Genomic DNA, 20,125 nt, shown 5'->3' on the forward strand with positions numbered 1-20,125 from the left:
GTAGTAGTACTGAGACCTTCCACAGCCACGCAGGGTAATTTTGTGCCGTCAATCAAATAACCCCTGACGTTAAATGCTGAACATGAAACATTTTTGGAAGGTCACCCTGCTGGCCATACTCCTGGCTGCATGCCAGGGGAAAGAGAAAATTGATCCGCAACCTGTTCCTGATCCAGGTGTTGACAATAACAATAACGGCGTGGTAGTGCCGGTAGGCGTCGTTGACGGTACGCCGGTCACGAAAGTGATCGGGCCCACCGGCGGTACCATCGCCACAGAAGACAAACGTATCGCTATCGAGGTCCCCGCCGGAGCGGTGAGTGGAGACATCTCCTTCACGATACAACCCATCACCAATACCAACATCGCCGGACTGGGCAAAGCTTTCCGCATCACGCCCCATCAAACGCTGACGAAACCGGCCACTATCACGATTCACTATGAAAACAGTGACCTGGAACGGACTTTCGTAGAGGCGTTAGGCATCGCTTATCAGGACAATCAGGGTAAGTGGAAGGCCGTAGGCGGTGTGCAGCTGAACAAGGAGATGAAAACCGTGACCGTGAAAACGACGCATTTCAGCGACTGGAGCTTCTTTGAGGCTGTTTTCGTTGAACCGGGACTACAGTTTGTAGATCCGGGCAGTACCGTGAAGCTGTCGGCCAAAAGCTACTTCAATGCCGGTATGGAGGACCTGTTATCGCCGCTCACGCAGGAAGGTGTGGAGACCTACATCAACAGTCCCAAAAATGATCTCCCTTTAAAATACATCGAAAACTGGGAACTGGCGGGCGCCGGTAAATTAACGCCTGACGGTAGCCGTGCCGTGTACCTGGCCCCTGGTGATATCCCGGCAACCAATCCGGCTACTGTCAGCGTGCGGATTAAACTGAAAGATGGCGCCATTGGCCTGGTGCTTGCCCGCATCTTCGTAATGCCGGAGGGTATTGCCCTGAAAGTAGATGGCGGCCCCTGGGAGTTGCTGGGAGCCGCTACGGGCAGTAGCAGTAACGGTGTAGCCCGTATTGGTGGCCTGCCCTGGGAGGGTTCTACACCTGAGTGCAGCGTGTTCTGGATAGGCGCCCCGGTAGGGCGCCGCTCCTGGTCAGTAGAAACGCATTTTCAGATGCAGCGGACCGGTAACCACATTTTCATGAGTTTTTATCAGGTAGGTCAGACATCGCTGCCCAGCCCTGGTTATCTGGACGTGGCCAGTGTTGGCGCTGTCGGCGACTATATGACGGGTACGTTCCGCCTGGAGCGTGCCAGTTCACAGAAACCGGAAGGTGACCATGTTATCTACCGGGAGCACAAAATAGATGGTGTGTTCCGGGTGAAGCGACTGATCTGACGATATGCACATCATGTATAGAGAGGTAAAACTGCTATGGGCTGACCTTTAGGGCCAGCCCATTTTCGTTGTAAAAAATATGGATGTGGTAAAACCTTTTGGAAAAACCTCCCGTATCTAATGCAGTCTGACAGGATAATAATATTGAAGGAGCCACAAACATATACCGAACAAGAACTCATTGCTGCGTTAAAATTACGCAGGGAAGAGGCTTTTAGCTACTTGTACGATCACTACGCCGCTGCATTAAACGGAGTGATCCGCAATATTATCCCGGAAATACACACTGCAACAGATATTTTACAGGACGTATTTGTCAAAATATGGAAACAGATAGATAGTTATGATTCATCGAGGGCAGGACTGTATACCTGGATGTTTACCATTGCAAGGACGGTGGCCATCGATTATGTACGGAGCAGGGGGTGGCAGAATAGCCTGCGGAACAGCGCGTTGACAGAAGGGAACCATCAATTGGCAGATAATAATATACTGCCTTCAGACGAACCCGGCCTGCGAAAAATTGTTCATACATTGAAAGAAGAGCATAAAACGGTATTGGAGTTAGCATATTTCCAGGGCTATACGCAAGCAGAAATCGCAGGATTGATAAATATACCGGTAAATACCGTTAAGACGAGGATCAGAGCTGCTATTTTGCAACTGAAAAAAAAGATAAACAGGTAACGTGGATATCAAAGCATACATAGAAAGCGGTATCATTGAAAGCTATGTCTTTGGCTTGGCTACCCCTGAGGAGGAGGAGGAACTGTTGCAGTTGAGCAAGGTCTATCCGGAAGTCCGGGTGGCCGTCGGAAATTGTGAGAAATGGCTGCGTGATGTATCGGGCCGGTATGCAATAACAGCCCCGGGCGAAGTGAAAATGCAATTGCTTAACCGGTTGCACGATGAGTTCAGTACGCCTGTGCATACCGTCCCGGTGATACACCGTTACCGGGAAGTCGTCTTTAAATACGCGGCCGTTTTAGCGTTGTGCCTGTTGGCCGTCAGCGGTCTTTTGAATATATACCTGTATAGCAGGTACAGGCAAGCCAATCGGGATTTTACCCGGCTTCAGTCCCAACATGATATGATGGCGGCAGATAACAGGGCTTATCAGGCACGATTTGCCATTATAGAACATGAGCTGCAGGTTATCACGGCGCCGGGCACACGAAGAATTTCATTGTCCGGCGTAGCTGGCAGAGAACAACGTCTGGTGACGCTTTACTGGGATACCCACACCAAAGATGTATATCTGATCGCCAATGATCTGCCGGTGCCGCCTGAAGGCAAACAATATCAACTATGGGCATTGGTAGGCGGAAAGCCTGTGCCCGCCGGCTTGCTGGATGAAAAATGCAGTGGTCTCTGCGCAGCAGAGCCTGTACAACAGGCGGAGGCCTTTGCCATTACCCTGGAAAAAAAAGGTGGTAGCGTTACCCCAACCATGGACCAGATGTTTGTACTGGGAAAGGTGAATATCTAGATAGTATTTTTCTTATTATCTCGCGAAATATTTTATCCGGGGCAAACTTTTCAGAAATAATGCCCGTATCTGGTATGTGTTTTTTAAATAGTTAGGATTACTAATTATTATTGTTTGTCTCATTAATTCATCTAATATTTCTTTTATGGAAAACTCACATCCTGTTTTGCCTCCCACAGGCAATAACGAAGATCTGTTGCCTGGTAAGTTCGGCAGAAGGAAATTTATTTCCTATTGCGGACTGGTTGCCTCCGGGGTCACTATTGCAGCCTGTAAAAAAGATAAAGACAATGATAATATGCCACCCGCAGGCAGCATAGACCTCGGTTCCGGAGATATTGGCATCCTTAATTATGCCTATGCACTGGAACAGTTGGAGGCTGCCTTTTATATACAGGTAATAGCCAGTCCGTATGCAGGTATCACTGCCAATGAACTGGCATTGCTGACTGATATCCGCGATCATGAAGTAGCACACCGGGAATTTTTTAAAACGGCCCTGGGAGTTAAGGCGATAACAAACCTTGAGGTTAACTTTTCAGCCGTCAATTTTGGTAGCCGGGACAGTGTATTGGGCACCGCCAAGGCTTTTGAAGATCTGGGTGTTTCTGCCTACAACGGAGCGGGACAATTGATTACAGATCCGGGCTACCTATTGCTGGCAGGGAAAATAGTCTCCGTAGAAGCGCGCCATGCAGCTTATATCCGCGACCTGATCAGCAATGGTTCCTTTGCGGACAGTACAGCTATCAACGCCAGTGGCCTTGATCTTGTCAATAAGCCGGCGGATGTGCTGACGGCTGCGAAACCGTTCCTAAAGTCAGTGTTGTATGCCGGTAACCTGCCGACGGTGTGATGAGTATTTTTTACCTCGAAAAAATTAAATCATGAACATCAAAAATATTATTACAGAGATAGAAAAGTTTGACCCGGAAGTATACGATCGTCTTGACTCCCGGAGAACTGCCATGCAGCAATTTGCGTTTTGGGGCGGCCGGCTTGCTCTTGCAGCGGTACCTTTTGCGCTCGGCGGCATGTTTAAGAAAGCGTATGGTCAGTCTGCGGGGAGTGGTATCACTGCTGTCCTTAATTATGCGCTCACGCTCGAATACCTGGAAGCAGAGTTTTACACAAAAGGGGCCGCATCGGGCGTTGTGCCAGCCGGAACGCCGGCAGTTGGGGCTATCAATACTATCCGGGACCACGAGAACGCCCATGTTGTCTTTCTGAAAAATACACTCAACGCCATGGGGACAACGCCGGTGTCAAAACCAACATTCGATTTTACTGCCGGAGGCGCCTTTCCGGATATTTTCACCAACTATGACACCTTCCTTGCGGTGGCGCAAGCATTTGAAGATACAGGTGTGAGGGCTTATAAGGGTCGGGCGGGGGAGCTGATCAGCAATCATGCGGTACTTACAGCGGCACTCCAGATACATTCCGTTGAGGCGAGACATGCATCTCATATCCGTCAGATGCGAAAGGCGAGAGGAGCTAATGTAAAACCCTGGATCACAGGAAAAGATACCGGAGGAATCGGGGCTGCGGTGCAAGCGAACTACAACGGAGAAGAGCTGACCACCCAGGCGGGGGTGGACATTACCAAATTTGTCAGTGCAAATGCTGCCAGTGAAAGTTTTGATGAGCCGCTTACTGCTGACCAGGTACTGGCAATTGTAAAACCCTTTATTGTGTAAACAATCATTTCTAACGCTAATTTAATGATCATGAAAAGAGTAATCCTGCTACTGGCCGCATGTCTGCCAATAGCGATGCAGTTTACCGCTACAGCGGCGCCGGTACCCGGGAACAATATCTGTCATATCGCAGTGCGGGACTGGAGCAAATCCACCACGGCTACCTGGCCGGCCATAAAGGACGGTAAAACCCTCTGGTACAAGCTGGACAAAAAAGGAGGGCTCTGGTGGAGCGAAAACGGTAAAAAATGGTCAGCCGTCAAAGATGGCGCCTGGACAGATAAAGAAGGGAAGTGGCTGAAGATCCATGAGAACAAACTTGTGTGGAGCACAGACGGAAAATCCTGGTCAGAAGTGCCGGAATGGAAATGGGAAGGTTCAGATGGTAAATGGTATAAGTTCGATAACAACTGGACACTTTGGGTGAACTAACTGGTGAATGATGTTATAATTGTTATACGGCGATCCATGGAAAAGGGCTGAACCAGAAGTGAAAACTTTTGGTCAGCCCTTAATTTGTATCTAAAGACAGCCGAGTGCCGTGGATGACGTGGATCACTGCTAACCTGCCTCTATGGCTTGTATTGGGGTGGAATTATTTTGTTATTTGTTCATTTGGGCATTTAGCTATTTACTTTGACGTTGTTATTTTCATAACAGGCGTATAATTGTAATAGCCGGCAGGATTATCTGCGCCACTGATACGTGAGGCAGCCCGGACATAATACACTGCGCCGGCTTTGAGTCCGGTGAACGTTTTTTCGTAGGTGGTAGCTTCTACCGTTTCATCCGGTACGTTCTGTACGTCCTGTATGTCATTAAAAGTATAGCTGTTTACATCGATGCCTTCAGTAGTGCCGATGATGGCCACCAGTCTTGATATCTTCTGTGTGTTACCATTGTGTTTTACCATATACTTCACCGTTACACTGTTGTTGGTCACGTTGCTGGTGACGGCTGTTACTTTCAGGAACGGGGTAACGGGTATATCCTTTTGTGTATTGGCGGTAATGTCCACTACCACGGTATCTTTGTAGTAGAAGGGGCCTTCTGCCACAATGCGGTACCTGCCGGTAAAGAGCAGGTTGTTGTTGAAGGAGCCGTCCGGATGCACAGCCGTGTTGACAGGATTAGGATTGCTGCTGCTGTATCCTACCTGATAGTAGCGGAGTACGGCGCCGTTGAAGGCCTGCACGGGTACAGCTTCATTGGTTTTGATATCGGTGAGCCGCCCCTGAATGCTGGCATCGGGCGCCGGATAGTTATCCTTTTTACAGCTGGTGAGTGCTGCACTGCCCAACAGGAGCGCCATACAGCTGTTGATGATATATTGTTTCATGTGTGTTCTTTTGTTTTAGTTAGAAACCCGGGTTTTGCAAAAGGTTACTGTTTTTATCGATTTCACCGGTAGGGATACGCTGGTAATACATCCGGGAGAGGAAGGTGCGCGTATTCTTAGGCGCCGGCACTATCTGGAAGGTGTATTGCATATCAGCGGGCGACTTGCCGTTTTCCCACATAAGCCATGGATACAAGGCATGGAACTGCGTGTTGTTGAGCAGGTCGGTGGCAGTACGCCAGCGACAGATATCCCACCATCTGTGGTTTTCGAAGGCCAGTTCTACCTGTCTTTCGTGTCTTACCTGATCGCGGGTGATGTTGCTGAGTGTTTTGATGCCCGCGCGATCACGTAACAGGTTGATGGCATTCAGCGCGTCGGCTGTTTTACCCAGCTCGATGGCGGCTTCCGCGTAGTTCAGCAGTACTTCCCCATAACGGAATACGATCCACGGTGTGGTGGAGCGGCCGTCTGCCAGCCTGTTGACAGGATCCATGAATTTTTTAACGTAGAAACCTGTCTTGGTGGGGTCGCCGCTGAGCAAAGGCCCATCCTTGCCTACGCGCGGGATGCTGTTGGCGCCACTGCCGTAGGTATCTGTCAGGTTAGCGGAGGTGAACTGTACGCCGTTGTCGATGACGCCTCTTCTTAATTCCACCGTGCCGCCCTGCCAGGGAGCGCCCGGATACAGGATGCTGGCGAGGAAGCGCGGGTCTTTGTCTTTGAACAGGTCTGCCGTGTTTTTATACGGGATAGGGTTACCGGCGGCATCATTGATTTTCAGTTTGCCTGGCGTACCATCGGTGTATTCAAAGCTTTCTACCAGTTCCAGCGTGGGATTGGTGGCGCAGCCATAGTCAATTTTAAAGCTCTGTGGCGCGTTGTAAAAGTCGAATCCATGTGCCAGATCGGGCGACTGATATGCTTTTACGAAGATGGCTTCTTTGTTTTTGTCGAGGTCGGCGCCGGTTAAAAACAGCTGTTGAAAGTTGGCGGTTTTATCACTGTAGCCGTTGAACAGCTGGAACTTGCCGGAGTTGATGATCAGCTGTGCTGCATCGTAGGCTTTTTGCCAATAGCCGTCGGCGTTAGCCGCGATGCCTACCGCGCCGCCCAGTTGCACGGAGCCGTATTTCGCCACAGAAGCCGCATATAACATGGCACGGCATTTTAAGGCGAGGGCTGCGTAACGGGTAGCGCGATACCGTTCATCGGCGCCGTAGGATTCCGGCAGCTGGCCTGTAATAGCATCCAATTCGGAGGCGATGAAGTCGTATACTTCCTGTTCCTTGTTACGTGGTACTTTCAGTTCTTCGAGGTTGCCGTTGTACTGCTGCACTTTCGTGATCAGTGGCACGCCGCCATATCGTTTTACGAGAGAGAAGTAATAAAACGCTCTGACGAAGCGCGCTTCCGCCAGGAAGCGGGTTTTCTGTTCTTCAGAGATGTTTGTGGCAAGCGGGATTTTTTCTATGAAATCGTTCACATTTCTCACGAAGTCATATCTCCACCAGCCAAACATTTCATCACCGAGGATAGGATCGAGTGTGGCGCCCCAGCTATAGGAACGTACCGCTTCGTCGCTGGCCTGACTGGGAAAGGCGGCCTGATTACCTTCCACCCAATAGTCAAAGGCTTCGGTCTGCATATTGTTGTAGAGGTTGGCGGTGAGTGCCTGTACGCCAGACACAGAGCCATAGGCGGCATCATCGGAAATGATGTCCTGTGCTTTCCTTTCCAGGAAATCTTTGTTGCAGGAGGCCGACAGGGTCAGCAGCAGCGCAAAGGATATATGTTTATGTAGTTTTCTCATGACGAATAATTAAGGAGATCAGAATTGCAGGTTCATGCCCAGAGTGAGTACCCGTTGCTGCGGATAGTGTTTACCGTTACCTGCTGCGTTGGTATCATCGTTGGTCGGCATTTCCGGATCAATGAATTTAAGGTTGGAGAACGTGAGCAGGTTCTGGGCGGAGAAATAGAAACGTACCTGTTCAATGCCGGCTTTCAACAGCATGGGCTTTGGCAGGGAGTATCCCAGCTCGATGGTCTTCAGGCGCAGGTAGGAAGCGTCTTTCAGCCAGAAGGAAGATACCCCTTTGTTGTTATCCAGCCCATTGGCCACGGTGGACGGGTATTTGCCCGGCACCCACTCACTCTGTGGATTGTACGGATCACTACGATGCCAGCGGTCGGTGAAATAGGCGAAGGCATTGGAGCCGTTGCTGAACGGATCTCTCATGGCGCCATCTATCAGGATATTGTAGTTGGCAGCGCCCTGGAACAGCATGGAGAGGCTGAAACCTTTCCAGGTGGCGGCCAGGTTCAGTCCATAGAACAGTTCCGGTGTGTTGCCGCGACCGATAACGGTGCGGTCGTTGCCGTCAATGATACCGTCGCCGTTGAGATCTTCATATTTGATATCGCCGGGTTTGAGGGTGGTATTGCCTTTGCGGTCCTGGATGGCCCAGCCGGCAATTTCTTCCTGATTCCGGAACTGACCGGCGGCTTTATATCCCCAGATCATATTGCTCCATCTGTCGTTATTATTGTCTTTCCAGTTGGCGAAAGCGTTGGTGGAGCTGGCGCGTTCCTGATACAGATTACGTGTACGCGTCCAGGTGATATTGGGAGATACATTCAGTACCACGTCGCCGATTTTTTTATTGTAGCCCAATACCAGCTCAAAGCCCTGTGTGCGGTCGCTGTTCAGGTTTTCAGCCGGCAGGCCGGCGCCATAGGTGCCGGGCAGGGACAGCACTCTCTGGGCAAACAGTCCGGTACGTTTACGGGAGAAGAAGTCCAGTTCCACGGTGAACATATTCTGGAGGAACCCTGCTTCAAACCCGATGTTGGCGGTGGTAGCGTTAAACCAGGTGATGAGTGGATTGGGCAGACCAGCCGGTGCTAAACCGCCAACGATATTTTTTCCGAAGATGTAGCCGCCTTCCGGATAACGGTAGCCGGTAAGATATTGGAAGGGATTAGCGGAGCCGTCATCGCCCATCTGGCCCCAGGAACCTCTGATCTTCAGGTTGTTGACGAGGCGGGTCATGTGGTGGAAGAAAGCTTCGTCACTCACTCTCCAGCCGGCAGATACCGTAGGGAAGAAACCCCATCTGTGATCGGGCGCCAGTTTGTAGGAGCCATCATAACGGAAGCCCAGCTCCAGCAGGTAGCGGTCTTTATAGTCATAGTTCACTCTGCCCACATAACCCATGTAGGCCGCTTCGCTGGCTTTGCCGTTGTTATTTTTATTGGTGTTGGCGCCGGCGAAGAGCTGGTCCAGCGCATCCAGCATAAACTCACGATAGGCTTCGAACTGGCTGCCGATCGTCTGCCGTTGTTCAAACAAGAGGAGGCCTTTGACGTGGTGGTCGCGGGCAAATGTTTTCACATAGTTGAGCGACAGTTGAGCAAGGCTGTTCTCCTCCTGGTTTTCATCCTGTTTCAGGTTGGAGGGGGAATTGCCTATATATCCTACATCGTACTTATTCGTAGCGGCGTTGTAGTTATACAGGTTGAATTGTTTTACCCATTTTTTGTTATTGGCGGTACCGGACTGATAGGAGTAGAGGGCTTTTGCGCTCAGGCCATCTACGAAGGGAATGTCGTAGGTAAGCGATGCGATGCCGCTCAGGTATTTATATTTCTGGGCGGAATATCCGGAGTAGTCACTATTCATGGAGGCCAGCACGTTCTGGCTGAAATTGGTGACGGCGTAGTAGTCCGGGTTGTTATTGGCATACAATGGGTAGGTGGGATAGGCGCGTTGCACCTGGTCCATCAGTGTCACTGCTTCAGCCGCGGGGTAGTGGCGGTTTTCAAGACGGCCGCCGAGGTTGAGTTCAGCGGTCAGTCGTTTATTGATTTTAGTGCTGATGTTACTGCGGAAGTTGTAGCGGTTGAAACGGGTATCGCCGCTCTTCCACATGCCTTGCTGGTTAAGGTATCCGAGGGAAAAGAAGTAGCGGGTGGCTTCGGTGCCGCCGCTGACGTTTATATTATGATATTGCTGCGGGGTACTTTTGCGGATGGCAGCATTGTACCAGTCGGTGCTTTCGTAGCCGGGCTGGCCTTCGCGGTATTTCTGCACTTTGTCGGCGCCATATACCGGTGCGAGCCCCTGATTAAGCTGCGACTCGTCTGTGAGTGCTGCAAACTCGGCGGCATTTACGTAGCGGGGGTAGCGGGCATTGCTTTGCAGGCCGAAGTAGGTGTTGTAGGTGATTTTAGGGCGGGAGAGGTTACCTCTTCTGGTGGTCACCAGCACCACGCCGTTGGCCGCTTTGATACCGTATACCGCGGCCGCTGCGTCTTTAAGGATGGAGATGCTTTCTATTTCAGATGGATCGAGTTGGTCGAAGGAAGAAGGTACGCCGTCTACGATCACGAGGGCGTCGCCGAATCCTCTGATATCGATGCGGGAGCCGTCTTTACCGGGTTCGCCGCTGTTCTGTACCGCACGGATACCGGGGAGCCTGCCGGCGAGTGCGTTACTGATGTTGGTAACGGGTGATTTGGCGATTTCCTGTCCTTTTACAGAAGCGACGGAGCCGGTGATGTTAACTTTTTTCTGGGTGCCGTACCCTACCACCACAACCTGATTGAGGTCGCTGATAGCTTGAGTGAGCGTCACCTGTAGCGTGGTTTGATTGCCAGCCACCATTTCGCGGGGTGTGTAGCCGACGAGGGAGAACACCAGCACGTCTGTTTCGCGGGCCTCCAGTTTAAAGGCACCGTTTTCATCGGAGTGGGTGCCTCGCTGTGTGCCTTTGATGCCGATGCTGACATAGGCCAGCGGGTTTTCTTTTTCATCCGTTACACGGCCGCTGATGGTAGCTGCTACCGCGGCGGGCGTGCTGCTGCCGGCGGAGCTTTTGCGGGTCACGATCACGGTGTTGTCGATGATCTCGTAGGAGAGTGGCTGTTGACTAAGGGCCGCTTTCATCACCTGGTCGATGCTGCCGCGGGAGATATTGAGGTTGACCGGTTTGGTGCCGGCCAGCCATTCATCGCGGTATACGAAGGTGTAGTGACTTTGTTGCTCTATCAGCGCGAAGATGCTTTCGAGCGGTTTGTTTTTTGCCGACACGGTGATCTGTTGCGCAGATACACCGGCAGATACCTGGATGCAGAATAGTGTGAGCAGTATAGCGGTTAGCTTCATAACCCTGATGACTTTATTACGGAGGCAACCGCCCAGGGGCATTGTTGCCTGTCGCCTTCCGGGGCGACTGGTGAATAAAAACCGCGTTACGGGCACGGTTTTAACATAACAATCCAATTGCATAGATTTGCAGTGTTTGGGTTTAGAGATCAATAATCTTAGTCGGATGTTGTTTTACGGTAACCCAAACATATAGCCAGGGGCGGGTCCAAGCGCACCTGGTTTTTTTATGGGATACCGTGTAGCGCGGCTTACCGCGCTTTTTTTCATAACGTTGATGATTTTGGTTAATAATGACTGGTCATACCGTAGTTTTTAAAGGTGAATAAAATGTTGGCGATGGAATTCAGGATGAGGGAAATATGAGGAGCCTGCCTGCCTCCTGTCTGCAGCGTACGCCACTGAGCTCCAGTATGCGGATTACGCCGGACAGTTTCATGTTTCGTGGTACCTTGCCCGTTATATGTCCATGTGGGATACCGCCCTGATAGACGATATCGATGTTGTACCAGCGGCTGATCTGGCGTAATACCATGGGGATATTATTGCCGGAGAACCGGAACTGGCCATCTTTCCAGGCGGTGGCAAGGCTTGTTTCTGTTTCCCCGACGGAGATGTGGCCGTTTTCATTGTTCACGACAGCCTGTTGGCCGGGGGCGATTATTTTTTCTGTTGTTCCCTGTTTCACTTTTACGGCGCCTGACAGCAGCGTCGTTTGGATGCCGGTTTCATCGGGATAGGCCATGACATTGAAGCTGGTGCCCAGCACCGCAATTTGTGTGTGACGTACTTTGACGCGGAAGGGGCTGGTGGCAGCGGTGGCCACTTCAAAGTAACCTTCGCCGTCCAGTTCCACGGTCCTTTCCCGGTTACTGAAGGCAACGGGGTATTTCAGGGAGCTGGCAGCGTTTAGCCATACGCGTGAACCGTCCGGGAGGATGAGCTTATACTGGCCGCCTTTGGGGACGGTCATGGTATTATATAGTGTATCCGTGACCGTGCCGGCGTGTTGGTCTACATAGCGGATGGAGCCGTCAGCTTTTTTCATGATCTGAACGCCGCCCTGCTGCGCCAGTGTACCGTTGCCGGCACTATCCAGGATGATCTGCCGGCCGTTGCCCAGTGTGAGCACTGCTTTGTCTGATCCCGGCAGCGCGTCGGGAGTGGTGGTAGTGGCCAGTTGTGGCGGCCGCGATGTTTTCGGTTGCCAGTGATGCCAGCAGTAGCCGGCGGTAACAATGGCGGCTGTTACCGCAGCGGCAGCCCACCAGCGGCGCCGGCGCAAAGGTGCAGCCGTTGCCGTATAACCCGGAAAGCCTGTCCGGGCAGCTATTTTACGCCATATTCTTTCTTCCTGTTCCGCCTCATTTGCGGCAAAAGATGCCGGTATCTCCACCCGTCCATCCTGACCGGCATTGTACCACGCGGTATATTCCGCCGCTTCTTCCGGTGTGATAGTGCCTTTCAGCCATTTCTCCGCCAGCGCTTCATACCGGCTTTGTCCTTTTTCCTGGCTCATACAAAAGAGGTCTTTTATATTAAGTCAATCGAAAAGACCCCATCCCCATATATTTCTAAAAAAAATTAAAAATTATCGGCATTTCAATAATAAAAATTAATAAATGGGAAAATTGTATCAGGGGAGTACAGAGAAAAATAAAGCGGAGAGGTGCTTTAAACCGGTCTTCAGTGTTTTCACGGCCCGCGCGAGATTGTGCTCCACGGCCTTTTCCGAGATGTTCATGTGTTGGGCGATTTCTTTGTGTGAGAGGCCCATTTCACGGCTCAACTGATACGTGAGCCGGCAACGTTCGGGTAAAGCGGCCACCAGACCGGAAAGCAGGTCTTTAAGATCTTCAAAGCGGAGCCATTGTTCGGTGGAATGGTCTTCGGTTGATATATTTTCCCGGACATAAGAAGAATAATCACGGGCTCTTTTTTTCCGTGCCTGGAGATTGATGACACGGTATTTTGTGGCTACCGCCAGATAAGCCGGCAGCGCGCCGGTGAGCGCGAGCGTTTCACGGCGGTCCCATAAGTCGGAAAAGATATCCTGCACCAGTTCTTCTGCTTCCTCCAGATTGTCCAGCTTATTCGCTGCTACCGAAAACAACAGTTTCCAGTAACGCTTGTAGATAGTGGTGAAAGCATTTTCATCTCCTTCGCGGAGTTGGTGTAACAGTTGTATGTCTTCTGGTTCCTGCATATAGGCTTACAGCTGCCAAGGAAAATAAAATTCAGCAAATAACCAAATACGCATGGTATTTTATCGTCTGTTGTTCGTGGGGGCGTTGACGTGGTTCCATGTTCCCGGGGCTAAAGCCCTGGGTTACGATGTTGTTTAAATTCTTTCAGATAGAGAGGCCATTATTGATGTGCTATGGTGTTGTACATCATTCACCGAGATAGCCCCGGGCAGAGGCCCGGGGCAGTTTTTACATGCAATCCTTATTAATCTTACAGCCATGGAGATGTTTAGCGTGGTTGACTGTAGATGCTTTTATACTATATCATCAGGAAGCAGCCTTGCATTGAAAACGGCTGAAGAGCATCGTAGCCCGGTGCGTGAGCCCCGGGAATCGTGAACGATTCGCGGATGAACGTGATGAACGCGTTGGGCGCAAAGCCGGCTTTTAGCCCACAGCTTCCACCTTGGGAAGCATTTTCTCCAGTTCCGCATATTCCTGCACGTCCAGTTCCCGGAGCGGACTTCTGAGATAACCGGCTTCGATGCCTTGTATCTTCAGTCCTGCCTGCACAGCTTTGGGCAGTCCTTTGGCTACGATGAAACGCAGGAGTTCAAATTGCTGATAGAAGACCTCTCTCGCTTTGGTGGCGTCATTGGCCTGTACGGCTTCATATAGCTGATGGTTCAGATCGGGGATGAGGTTAGGCGCGGCGGTGCACCATCCCACGGCGCCGGCGCCAAAGGCCGCCAGTGCCAGCGGGTTGGAGCCGTTGTAAAAAGCCACGTCTTCGCCCAGCTCACGACGCAGGTGATGCATGCGCTGTACGTCGCCGGTGCTTTCTTTGATCATTGTCACGTTGGGGATCTTCAACAACCGTTTCAGCAGTGCGGGGGACATGTCTATGCCGCTGGTAGCCGGGTTATTGTATGCCATAACGGGAACGGATATACTGGAAGCGATCTTTTCATAGTGGCGGAAAATTTCGTCTTCGGTCAGTTTCCAGTAACTCATCGGGATGATCATCACGGCGTCGGCGCCGGCTTTTTCGGCAAACTGTGCGTGGTAGATGGTGCGTTCGGTGGTGAGGTTGGACACCCCCACGATAACGGGTACACGGCCTTTCACCTGTTGCAGTGCGGCCTCGGTGACGGCTTCCTTTTCTTCATCGGTGAGGTAAGGCATTACCCCGGTGCTGCCTAAAGGCGCTATGCCGTGAGAGCCCGACAGGACCAACCGCTCCAGCAGCTTTTTAAACAACGGGATATCCACCCGTTCCTGTTTGTCGAATGGTGTGATGGGATAGGCTATGATCCCGCTAAAAAGATTTTTTTTCATCATCGCAGCTTTAATTGGTAATGGGTAATCGCTTTAGAGGTCTCTGCCTTCTTCTTCCCGCAATGCCACGCCGAGGTTCTGTAGCTGTGGCGCGTTTTCGCAGGCGATGTAACGGGCGGGCGCACTATCGCTCAGGTTCTGGTGACGGTGCCAGGCCCAGCCGGGAATATATACGGCGTCGCCGGCCTGCCATTCTACTCTTTCATCTTCCACTTCTGTATATCCTTTGCCTTCCAGTACATAGAGCACCGTTTCATAGGTGTGGCGGTGACGGTTGGTCAGCTGGCCGGGCAGCAGTCCGCCGATGGTCATGCTCACATTGCGGGTAGGCAGGTCCACAAAGAATACCGGGTGTTTGCGTTCCGCAGAAAACTGATCATGCTCACCTGCCTGCTCCACATTTTTATGCAGCAGCTTCGCTGGTTTCACATACTGAGGACGCGCATAGGTGCGGTGAAAATCGTTGGAAGAAAATGTTGCTGGTTGTTTTACCTTTTCCATATTAACATTGATTTAAGTGTGAGAGAATTCATTCAATCAGCTGATTTCGATGACACAAAATTTGTTTATTTTTGGATGATCATGATAATCCAGTTTTAACTAAAACAGATGGTCCAGATGCTCAGGCCTTGGAAAACGATACTTACCCTCGATTTTGATAATCCGCATTTGTCGGTGTACCGCCAGATTGCGGACGGCATTGTAACAGAGATAAAGAAGGGGCGGCTGAAACCCGGCACAGCGCTGCCCGGCACGCGTATACTGGCGGCCGATCTTGGTGTCAACAGGAAGACGGTGGTGCTGGCCTATGAAGAACTGACGGCGGAAGGGTGGCTGGAAACGGCTGATAAGAGCGGCACGTTCGTGTCGACAGAGCTGCCTGACCGGAAAGGGCAGGGGGCAAAGAAAGCAGCCAACTTCACTTTTAATCGTCATGAGCGACTGGCGCCGGTGCCGCAGGAAGTGGCGGCCAACCTGATTGTATTTAATGACGGCTGGCCCGATGTACGCCTGGCGCCACTCGATGAACTGGCCAAGGCGTACAAACGTATCTTCCAGCAGAAAGCACGCTGGCGTATGCTGGGCTATGCCCACGAGCAGGGCGACGAACGGCTGCGTGCCGCCGTGGCAGCGATGTTGTCATTTAAGAGAGGCATGAACACCGATCCGCAACAGATCTGTATCACCCGCGGCAGCCAGATGGGACTATATCTGATTGCGCAAACGCTGCTCCAGCCGGGAGATACCGTGGCCATTGAATCGCCGGGCTACCTGCCCGCGAGGCAGACATTTGAAAACGCAGGCGCCCGGATGGTCCACATCCCGGTAGACGAAAAAGGCCTGATGACGGATGTGCTGGAACAGGTATGCCGTACCACCACGCTGAAAGCATTGTATGTAACGCCGCATCACCAGTTCCCGACAGCGGTGAGCATGAAGGTGGAACGGCGGCTTAAGCTGCTGGAGCTGTCCAACCGCTACGGCTTTGCGATCATCGAAGATGACTACGATCATGAATTCCATTTCAGCGCTAAAAGCCTGCTGCCACTGGCCAGCCACGAGGGCGCCGGCAACGTCATCTATATCAGTTCGCTGAGTAAACTGGTAGCGCCAGCCGTGCGTATCGGATATGTGACAGGGCCACCGGCCTTTGTGGCCGCGCTGGCACAGCTACGAAGATTAATAGACCGTCAGGGTGACCCCATTATGGAACTGGCGGTGGCCGGGCTGATGGAAGACGGGGCTATCAATCGTCACGCCCGGAGGGCGTTTAATATCTACAAAGAAAGAAGGGAGAAAATGGACCAGTTGTTACATCACTATCTCAATAAGCAGGTAGTGTTTCAAAAGCCGGAAGGCGGACTGGCATTCTGGGTGAAGTTTGTGAAACCGACAGATACCGGTCAACTGGCGGCACGGCTGTTGAAAAAAGGCGTTTCCGTAATGCCTACGGAGTTATTCTGTTTTGACGGACAGCCACTGAATGCACTCCGGCTGGGATATGCCTCACTCACGCCCGCGGAGCTGGAAGAAGGGATTCGTACCCTCGCTACCGTTATAAAATAATGTTTGTAGTTTTAAACTGATCAAAACTATCATATGGCGCATGTGGCCAATTTTTTCCGGATAATCATCCTGTTGGGAGCGGTGCAGGGACTGGTGGCTGGCGTATTGTTGATGGCCATGAAAAAGAACCGGTTGCCCAACCGTTTGCTGGCAGCGGTATTGCTGGTGTTGGCCCTGGCTTCTTTCCGGCTGTATGGTAATTACCTCGACTGGTTTCATTCCGATATTATTCGCTTTGTGGCGGACCTGCTGCCATGGATGCTGGTTATGCTGGTGGGGCCGCTGGTCTGGTTTTATATACAGGCTTCCATGGATGCCGGTTTTCGTTTCACCAAACGGTCACGGATACACTTTTTTCCTGTTATCGTGGATCTGGTGCCGGTATTGACAGCTTATGGTTTTGTGATCGCAGCTTTGGCCGGATGGATACCCGGCAGTGCCGCTACCAAGGTGGGTATCTTTATAGATCATTATAACGTGTATTCGGATATTCCCCGCTGGATATCCCTCACTGCCTATTTGTGGTTATCTGTTCGTTACCTCGCTACAGCTACCGCGATGGACCAGCCCCGTTACCGGTTGTTACGCCGGTTTCCCCGTGTAATGCTGGTATTTCAGGCGCTATGGCTGTTATACCTGATACCGTATGTTATTCCCCGGTATACCAATTTGATGTTGAACACCTTCGACTGGTATCCGATATATGTGCCGCTGGCGGTGATGATTTACTGGCTGGGGATACAGGGCTTTATCCTTTCCTATCAGGAAGTGGTGGCCGCTAAAAAGAATGTAGCGCCGGATGAATCCATCAGTCAACCAGCACTGGCATTGTTGAAAAAAGCGATGGAGGAAGATCGCTTATTTCTGGATCCATCATTGAACCTGACAAGTTTATCCGAACATACCGGGTTACCTGCCAAAACGATATCGGCGGTATTGAATCAGTGTTTACAGAAAAACCTGAATGAATACATCAACAGCTACCGGGTGGAAGCATTTAAAATAGCTATCTTACTACCCGGGTCTTCAGCGCTGACGATCGCCGGTGTGGCCAGTGATTGTGGGTTTAATTCGCTGGCTACTTTTCAGCGGGTATTCCGGCAGCTGACCGGCCTTTCTCCCTCGGAGTACCGCAAACAAGCGATGGAGGCCTAGCAGAAGCCTATCGTTGTTCAATGAAAAATCACTCCTCTATGAAAAATAATTTCTGGTATACGGTGCTGTTGTTAATCGTTTGGCCCATGGGGCTTGTGCTGGCGCAGAAACCCGTTCGCATGGGACCTGCATCTGCTGAAGAAATTAATAAAGCACAGGTGGTGGTAGAAGCCCATATGGACAGTCTCAAAGCCCACCTGAAATATATATATGCCAAGGGGTTGGGTAATCCGCAGTTGGTAGAACAGTACAGGGCCTGGATGAAACAATATCCTCAAAACGAGTACATTCCCCTGGCGATAGGCACCGCCTTTTATAACGCGGAGATGCCACAGGGGCGGGAGTTTCTGCTGCAAGCTGCCAATTTAAAACCAGCGCAGGCGAAGATATGGGCCATGCTTTCCATGGATGCCACCTGCCGGGGAGAAAATGATTCGGCCGCAGCATATATGAGAAGAGCTTCTCTCGCAGACCCTTCAGATGCCGGCTACGCTGCCCGTTATCTATGGTCATTAGAGGGCGATGCTCCCGATTATAAACAGCGGGTGTTTGATTTAGTAAAACGTTTTCCTGATCATCCCATCAGTGCAACGACGTTGTACCAGTTGGGTGATCATGCCACCAATCGTCAGGACAAGATAGCGATCTGGGAGGAGCTTCGCCGGCAATTTCCCCCACGGCAATTTGGCTCGTCTGCTACGGGAACAGCCGATCTGGCGGAGCTTTATCTGCATACAAATCCTGAAAAAGCGCTGGCACTCATTCATGAAACAGGGGAGGGAGCTAAGTGGAAATCTGTTGCTGAAGCGTTGATACAAGCAGATAAATTAGCGCAGCAGCGAGACTATCAGGCCGCCATCAACGAGCTTAATCAGATAGTGCTTCCGGCATATAGTCAGACCGATGAATTGATTGTATTAAAAAAAGCAGCACTGCTGGAAAAAGCCGGCCAGGTGAAAGCGGCATACGACAGCGTGGCGATTAAATTTGCCAGGCGACCTACGGACAGCCTATACCAGGCATTGAAACAGTATGGAAAGAATGCAGGAAAGAGAGATATACAAATCGATAAAGATATCGCAGTGATCAGAAATCGCACGGCTGTTCCGGCTTATCCATTTCAGCTTGGCCTGTATACCAGCAAAGACAGTCTGCGCTTGAATGATCTGAAAGGCAAAGTTGTTTTGCTGACGTTTTGGTTTCCCGCCTGTTCTCCCTGCCGGAGAGAGTTTCCGTACTTTCAGGCGGTGATCGACAAATGTAAAGGTAAGCATGTGGCCTATGTGGGCATTAATGTGGAGCCCGATCAGGCGTCTTATGTGCTCCCATTTTTGAAGAATACCCGGTTTTCGTTTATTCCTTTACGTGGTGACGCAGCGTTTGCAAAAGAACATTATGGTGTAGCAGGTGAACCCCGGAATTTCCTCATAGACAAAGCGGGGAACATTATCTTTTCAGATTTTTATATTGATCATACTAATCAACGGACACTGGAGCTGATGATTGCTGCTTTGTTGTAAAGGCTACTCCTCGATAATCCGGGAAGCGATCTTAGCCCATTGATAGGAGACATATTTACGGTCGCGGTCACGATTATGACGGTCGTTTGCGGGACGGTAGTGGTATAGTTTCCTCGTGTGGGTGTCGCCCATATAAATAAAGGGTTGCAGTCCTTTGGTGACGCTCGTCACCCCAACCGCTATAAAGGTGTGGTTATCCAGCCACCGTGTTTCTTCCACCCAGGAAGAAGCGCCCATATAAGCAATGCCCGTGCGTATGCCGGTGGCGGTATTTCCGAGTATCAGCGCCTGGTCTATATCGTGGTAGGCGCGGTAGCGGCCTCCGGGAATTTTTTCCAGTGAGGTTTGGTAACTGAAAAAGTCGAGCCATTGTTTTTTGTCGGGCGAAAAACCAATCAGTTTACCGAAGGTGTTGAAGTAGGTGGCTACAGCTGTTCCGCGGAGCGTATCGGGTGAATGTTGACCGAAGTCACTGGTCTCCTGGTAAACGAAGGCATCCGGCTTGAAGTTGGGGATGCTGCTGCTCCATTTGCGCAGGGCCGGGTCTTGCTGAAAGAGCATGGAATAGGCTGTCGGCCGGGGCTGACCATGGGTGCTATTATACAACAGGCAAAACAACGGAAGAAATAACCATTTCATATGTTTATCTATTATAGATTTTTTAATGTACGATTTTTTAGCGGAAACTGTTCGGCGCTGCGCCAAATCAAAAATTCGTACATCAAAAATCCGTAAATTAGGGAAACGGAGAAGGCCATGAGACCTTAGCATTTTTCGAATTTTTAAATTTTCGATTTTTTGATTTAACGG

General features: G+C 50.9%; 17 protein-coding genes. 9 read left to right on the forward strand and 8 right to left on the reverse strand.

The window, feature by feature from the left end:
* Nucleotides 1-82: 82 nt before the first annotated feature.
* The 6 genes from ICL55_RS04380 (at nt 83) to ICL55_RS04405 (ending at nt 4,972) form a co-directional block, all read left to right on the forward strand.
* Nucleotides 83-1,351: a hypothetical protein gene (locus ICL55_RS04380; RefSeq protein ID WP_188094818.1), complete on the forward strand. Its 1,269-nt coding sequence runs from the start codon at nt 83-85 to the stop codon at nt 1,349-1,351.
* 120 nt (nt 1,352-1,471) lie between these two features.
* Nucleotides 1,472-2,038, forward strand: a complete 567-nt coding sequence (locus tag ICL55_RS04385) for an RNA polymerase sigma factor (protein ID WP_188094819.1) — start codon at nt 1,472-1,474, stop codon at nt 2,036-2,038.
* 1 nt (nt 2,039) lies between these two features.
* Nucleotides 2,040-2,840 carry an anti-sigma factor domain-containing protein gene (locus tag ICL55_RS04390; protein WP_188094820.1) on the forward strand — a complete coding sequence of 267 codons (801 nt, stop codon included), beginning with the start codon at nt 2,040-2,042 and terminating at the stop codon, nt 2,838-2,840.
* Between the two features lie 145 nt (nt 2,841-2,985).
* A complete protein-coding gene (locus ICL55_RS04395; RefSeq protein WP_188094821.1) occupies nt 2,986-3,696 on the forward strand; it encodes a ferritin-like domain-containing protein in 711 nt (236 codons plus the stop codon).
* Between the two features lie 31 nt (nt 3,697-3,727).
* Complete coding sequence (locus tag ICL55_RS04400) at nt 3,728-4,540, forward strand: ferritin-like domain-containing protein (RefSeq protein ID WP_188094822.1); 813 nt, start codon at nt 3,728-3,730, stop codon at nt 4,538-4,540.
* Between the two features lie 30 nt (nt 4,541-4,570).
* On the forward strand, nt 4,571-4,972 hold the full coding sequence (locus ICL55_RS04405) for a hypothetical protein (RefSeq protein ID WP_188094823.1): 402 nt from the start codon (nt 4,571-4,573) through the stop codon (nt 4,970-4,972).
* A 199-nt stretch (nt 4,973-5,171) separates the two neighbouring features.
* Here ICL55_RS04405 and ICL55_RS04410 read toward each other — a convergent pair whose 3' ends face one another.
* From ICL55_RS04410 to ICL55_RS04440, 7 genes are all read right to left on the reverse strand, one after another.
* Nucleotides 5,172-5,879, reverse strand: coding sequence for a DUF3823 domain-containing protein (locus ICL55_RS04410; protein WP_188094824.1), 708 nt, complete (start codon nt 5,877-5,879; stop codon nt 5,172-5,174).
* 19 nt (nt 5,880-5,898) lie between these two features.
* Nucleotides 5,899-7,692, reverse strand: coding sequence for a RagB/SusD family nutrient uptake outer membrane protein (locus tag ICL55_RS04415; protein WP_188094825.1), 1,794 nt, complete (start codon nt 7,690-7,692; stop codon nt 5,899-5,901).
* 18 nt (nt 7,693-7,710) lie between these two features.
* Nucleotides 7,711-11,049, reverse strand: coding sequence for a TonB-dependent receptor (locus ICL55_RS04420; protein ID WP_188094826.1), 3,339 nt, complete (start codon nt 11,047-11,049; stop codon nt 7,711-7,713).
* Between the two features lie 346 nt (nt 11,050-11,395).
* The gene (locus ICL55_RS04425; protein ID WP_188094827.1) at nt 11,396-12,568 is read right to left on the reverse strand and encodes a FecR family protein; all 1,173 of its coding nucleotides are present in this window, start codon (nt 12,566-12,568) and stop codon (nt 11,396-11,398) included.
* Between the two features lie 117 nt (nt 12,569-12,685).
* On the reverse strand, nt 12,686-13,255 hold the full coding sequence (locus tag ICL55_RS04430) for an RNA polymerase sigma factor (RefSeq protein WP_188094828.1): 570 nt from the start codon (nt 13,253-13,255) through the stop codon (nt 12,686-12,688).
* 427 nt (nt 13,256-13,682) lie between these two features.
* Nucleotides 13,683-14,573 carry a dihydrodipicolinate synthase family protein gene (locus ICL55_RS04435; RefSeq protein ID WP_188094829.1) on the reverse strand — a complete coding sequence of 297 codons (891 nt, stop codon included), beginning with the start codon at nt 14,571-14,573 and terminating at the stop codon, nt 13,683-13,685.
* A gap of 33 nt (nt 14,574-14,606) precedes the next feature.
* The gene (locus ICL55_RS04440; RefSeq protein WP_188094830.1) at nt 14,607-15,074 is read right to left on the reverse strand and encodes a cupin domain-containing protein; all 468 of its coding nucleotides are present in this window, start codon (nt 15,072-15,074) and stop codon (nt 14,607-14,609) included.
* Nucleotides 15,075-15,191: 117 nt separating this feature from the next.
* Here ICL55_RS04440 and pdxR point away from each other — a divergent pair, with 117 nt between their 5' ends.
* The 3 genes from pdxR to ICL55_RS04455 are packed head-to-tail and all read left to right on the forward strand — an operon-like array spanning nt 15,192 to nt 19,315.
* Nucleotides 15,192-16,640 carry a MocR-like pyridoxine biosynthesis transcription factor PdxR gene (gene pdxR / locus ICL55_RS04445; RefSeq protein ID WP_188094831.1) on the forward strand — a complete coding sequence of 483 codons (1,449 nt, stop codon included), beginning with the start codon at nt 15,192-15,194 and terminating at the stop codon, nt 16,638-16,640.
* 33 nt (nt 16,641-16,673) lie between these two features.
* Entirely contained in the window at nt 16,674-17,795 is a 1,122-nt protein-coding gene (locus ICL55_RS04450) for an AraC family transcriptional regulator (protein WP_188094832.1), read from the forward strand.
* Between the two features lie 38 nt (nt 17,796-17,833).
* Nucleotides 17,834-19,315 carry a TlpA disulfide reductase family protein gene (locus tag ICL55_RS04455; RefSeq protein ID WP_188094833.1) on the forward strand — a complete coding sequence of 494 codons (1,482 nt, stop codon included), beginning with the start codon at nt 17,834-17,836 and terminating at the stop codon, nt 19,313-19,315.
* A gap of 3 nt (nt 19,316-19,318) precedes the next feature.
* Here ICL55_RS04455 and ICL55_RS04460 read toward each other — a convergent pair whose 3' ends face one another.
* A complete protein-coding gene (locus tag ICL55_RS04460; protein WP_188094834.1) occupies nt 19,319-19,954 on the reverse strand; it encodes a hypothetical protein in 636 nt (211 codons plus the stop codon).
* Nucleotides 19,955-20,125 lie beyond the last annotated feature (171 nt).

The organism is Chitinophaga varians (assembly GCF_014529945.1).
Classification (GTDB): domain Bacteria; phylum Bacteroidota; class Bacteroidia; order Chitinophagales; family Chitinophagaceae; genus Chitinophaga; species Chitinophaga varians.

Excerpts from the sequence above, each read along its gene's own strand:
- ICL55_RS04450 (WP_188094832.1), top strand. The coding sequence starts at position 16,674 with ATGGCGCATGTGGCCAATTTTTTCCGGATAATCATCCTGTTGGGAGCG.
- ICL55_RS04420 (WP_188094826.1), bottom strand. The coding sequence starts at position 11,049 with ATGAAGCTAACCGCTATACTGCTCACACTATTCTGCATCCAGGTATCT.
- ICL55_RS04430 (WP_188094828.1), bottom strand. The coding sequence starts at position 13,255 with ATGCAGGAACCAGAAGACATACAACTGTTACACCAACTCCGCGAAGGA.
- ICL55_RS04440 (WP_188094830.1), bottom strand. The coding sequence starts at position 15,074 with ATGGAAAAGGTAAAACAACCAGCAACATTTTCTTCCAACGATTTTCAC.
- ICL55_RS04435 (WP_188094829.1), bottom strand. The coding sequence starts at position 14,573 with ATGAAAAAAAATCTTTTTAGCGGGATCATAGCCTATCCCATCACACCA.
- ICL55_RS04460 (WP_188094834.1), bottom strand. The coding sequence starts at position 19,954 with ATGAAATGGTTATTTCTTCCGTTGTTTTGCCTGTTGTATAATAGCACC.
- ICL55_RS04455 (WP_188094833.1), top strand. The coding sequence starts at position 17,834 with ATGAAAAATAATTTCTGGTATACGGTGCTGTTGTTAATCGTTTGGCCC.
- ICL55_RS04415 (WP_188094825.1), bottom strand. The coding sequence starts at position 7,692 with ATGAGAAAACTACATAAACATATATCCTTTGCGCTGCTGCTGACCCTG.
- ICL55_RS04385 (WP_188094819.1), top strand. The coding sequence starts at position 1,472 with ATGCAGTCTGACAGGATAATAATATTGAAGGAGCCACAAACATATACC.
- ICL55_RS04400 (WP_188094822.1), top strand. The coding sequence starts at position 3,728 with ATGAACATCAAAAATATTATTACAGAGATAGAAAAGTTTGACCCGGAA.
- ICL55_RS04405 (WP_188094823.1), top strand. The coding sequence starts at position 4,571 with ATGAAAAGAGTAATCCTGCTACTGGCCGCATGTCTGCCAATAGCGATG.
- ICL55_RS04425 (WP_188094827.1), bottom strand. The coding sequence starts at position 12,568 with ATGAGCCAGGAAAAAGGACAAAGCCGGTATGAAGCGCTGGCGGAGAAA.
- ICL55_RS04380 (WP_188094818.1), top strand. The coding sequence starts at position 83 with ATGAAACATTTTTGGAAGGTCACCCTGCTGGCCATACTCCTGGCTGCA.
- ICL55_RS04410 (WP_188094824.1), bottom strand. The coding sequence starts at position 5,879 with ATGAAACAATATATCATCAACAGCTGTATGGCGCTCCTGTTGGGCAGT.
- pdxR (WP_188094831.1), top strand. The coding sequence starts at position 15,192 with ATGCTCAGGCCTTGGAAAACGATACTTACCCTCGATTTTGATAATCCG.
- ICL55_RS04395 (WP_188094821.1), top strand. The coding sequence starts at position 2,986 with ATGGAAAACTCACATCCTGTTTTGCCTCCCACAGGCAATAACGAAGAT.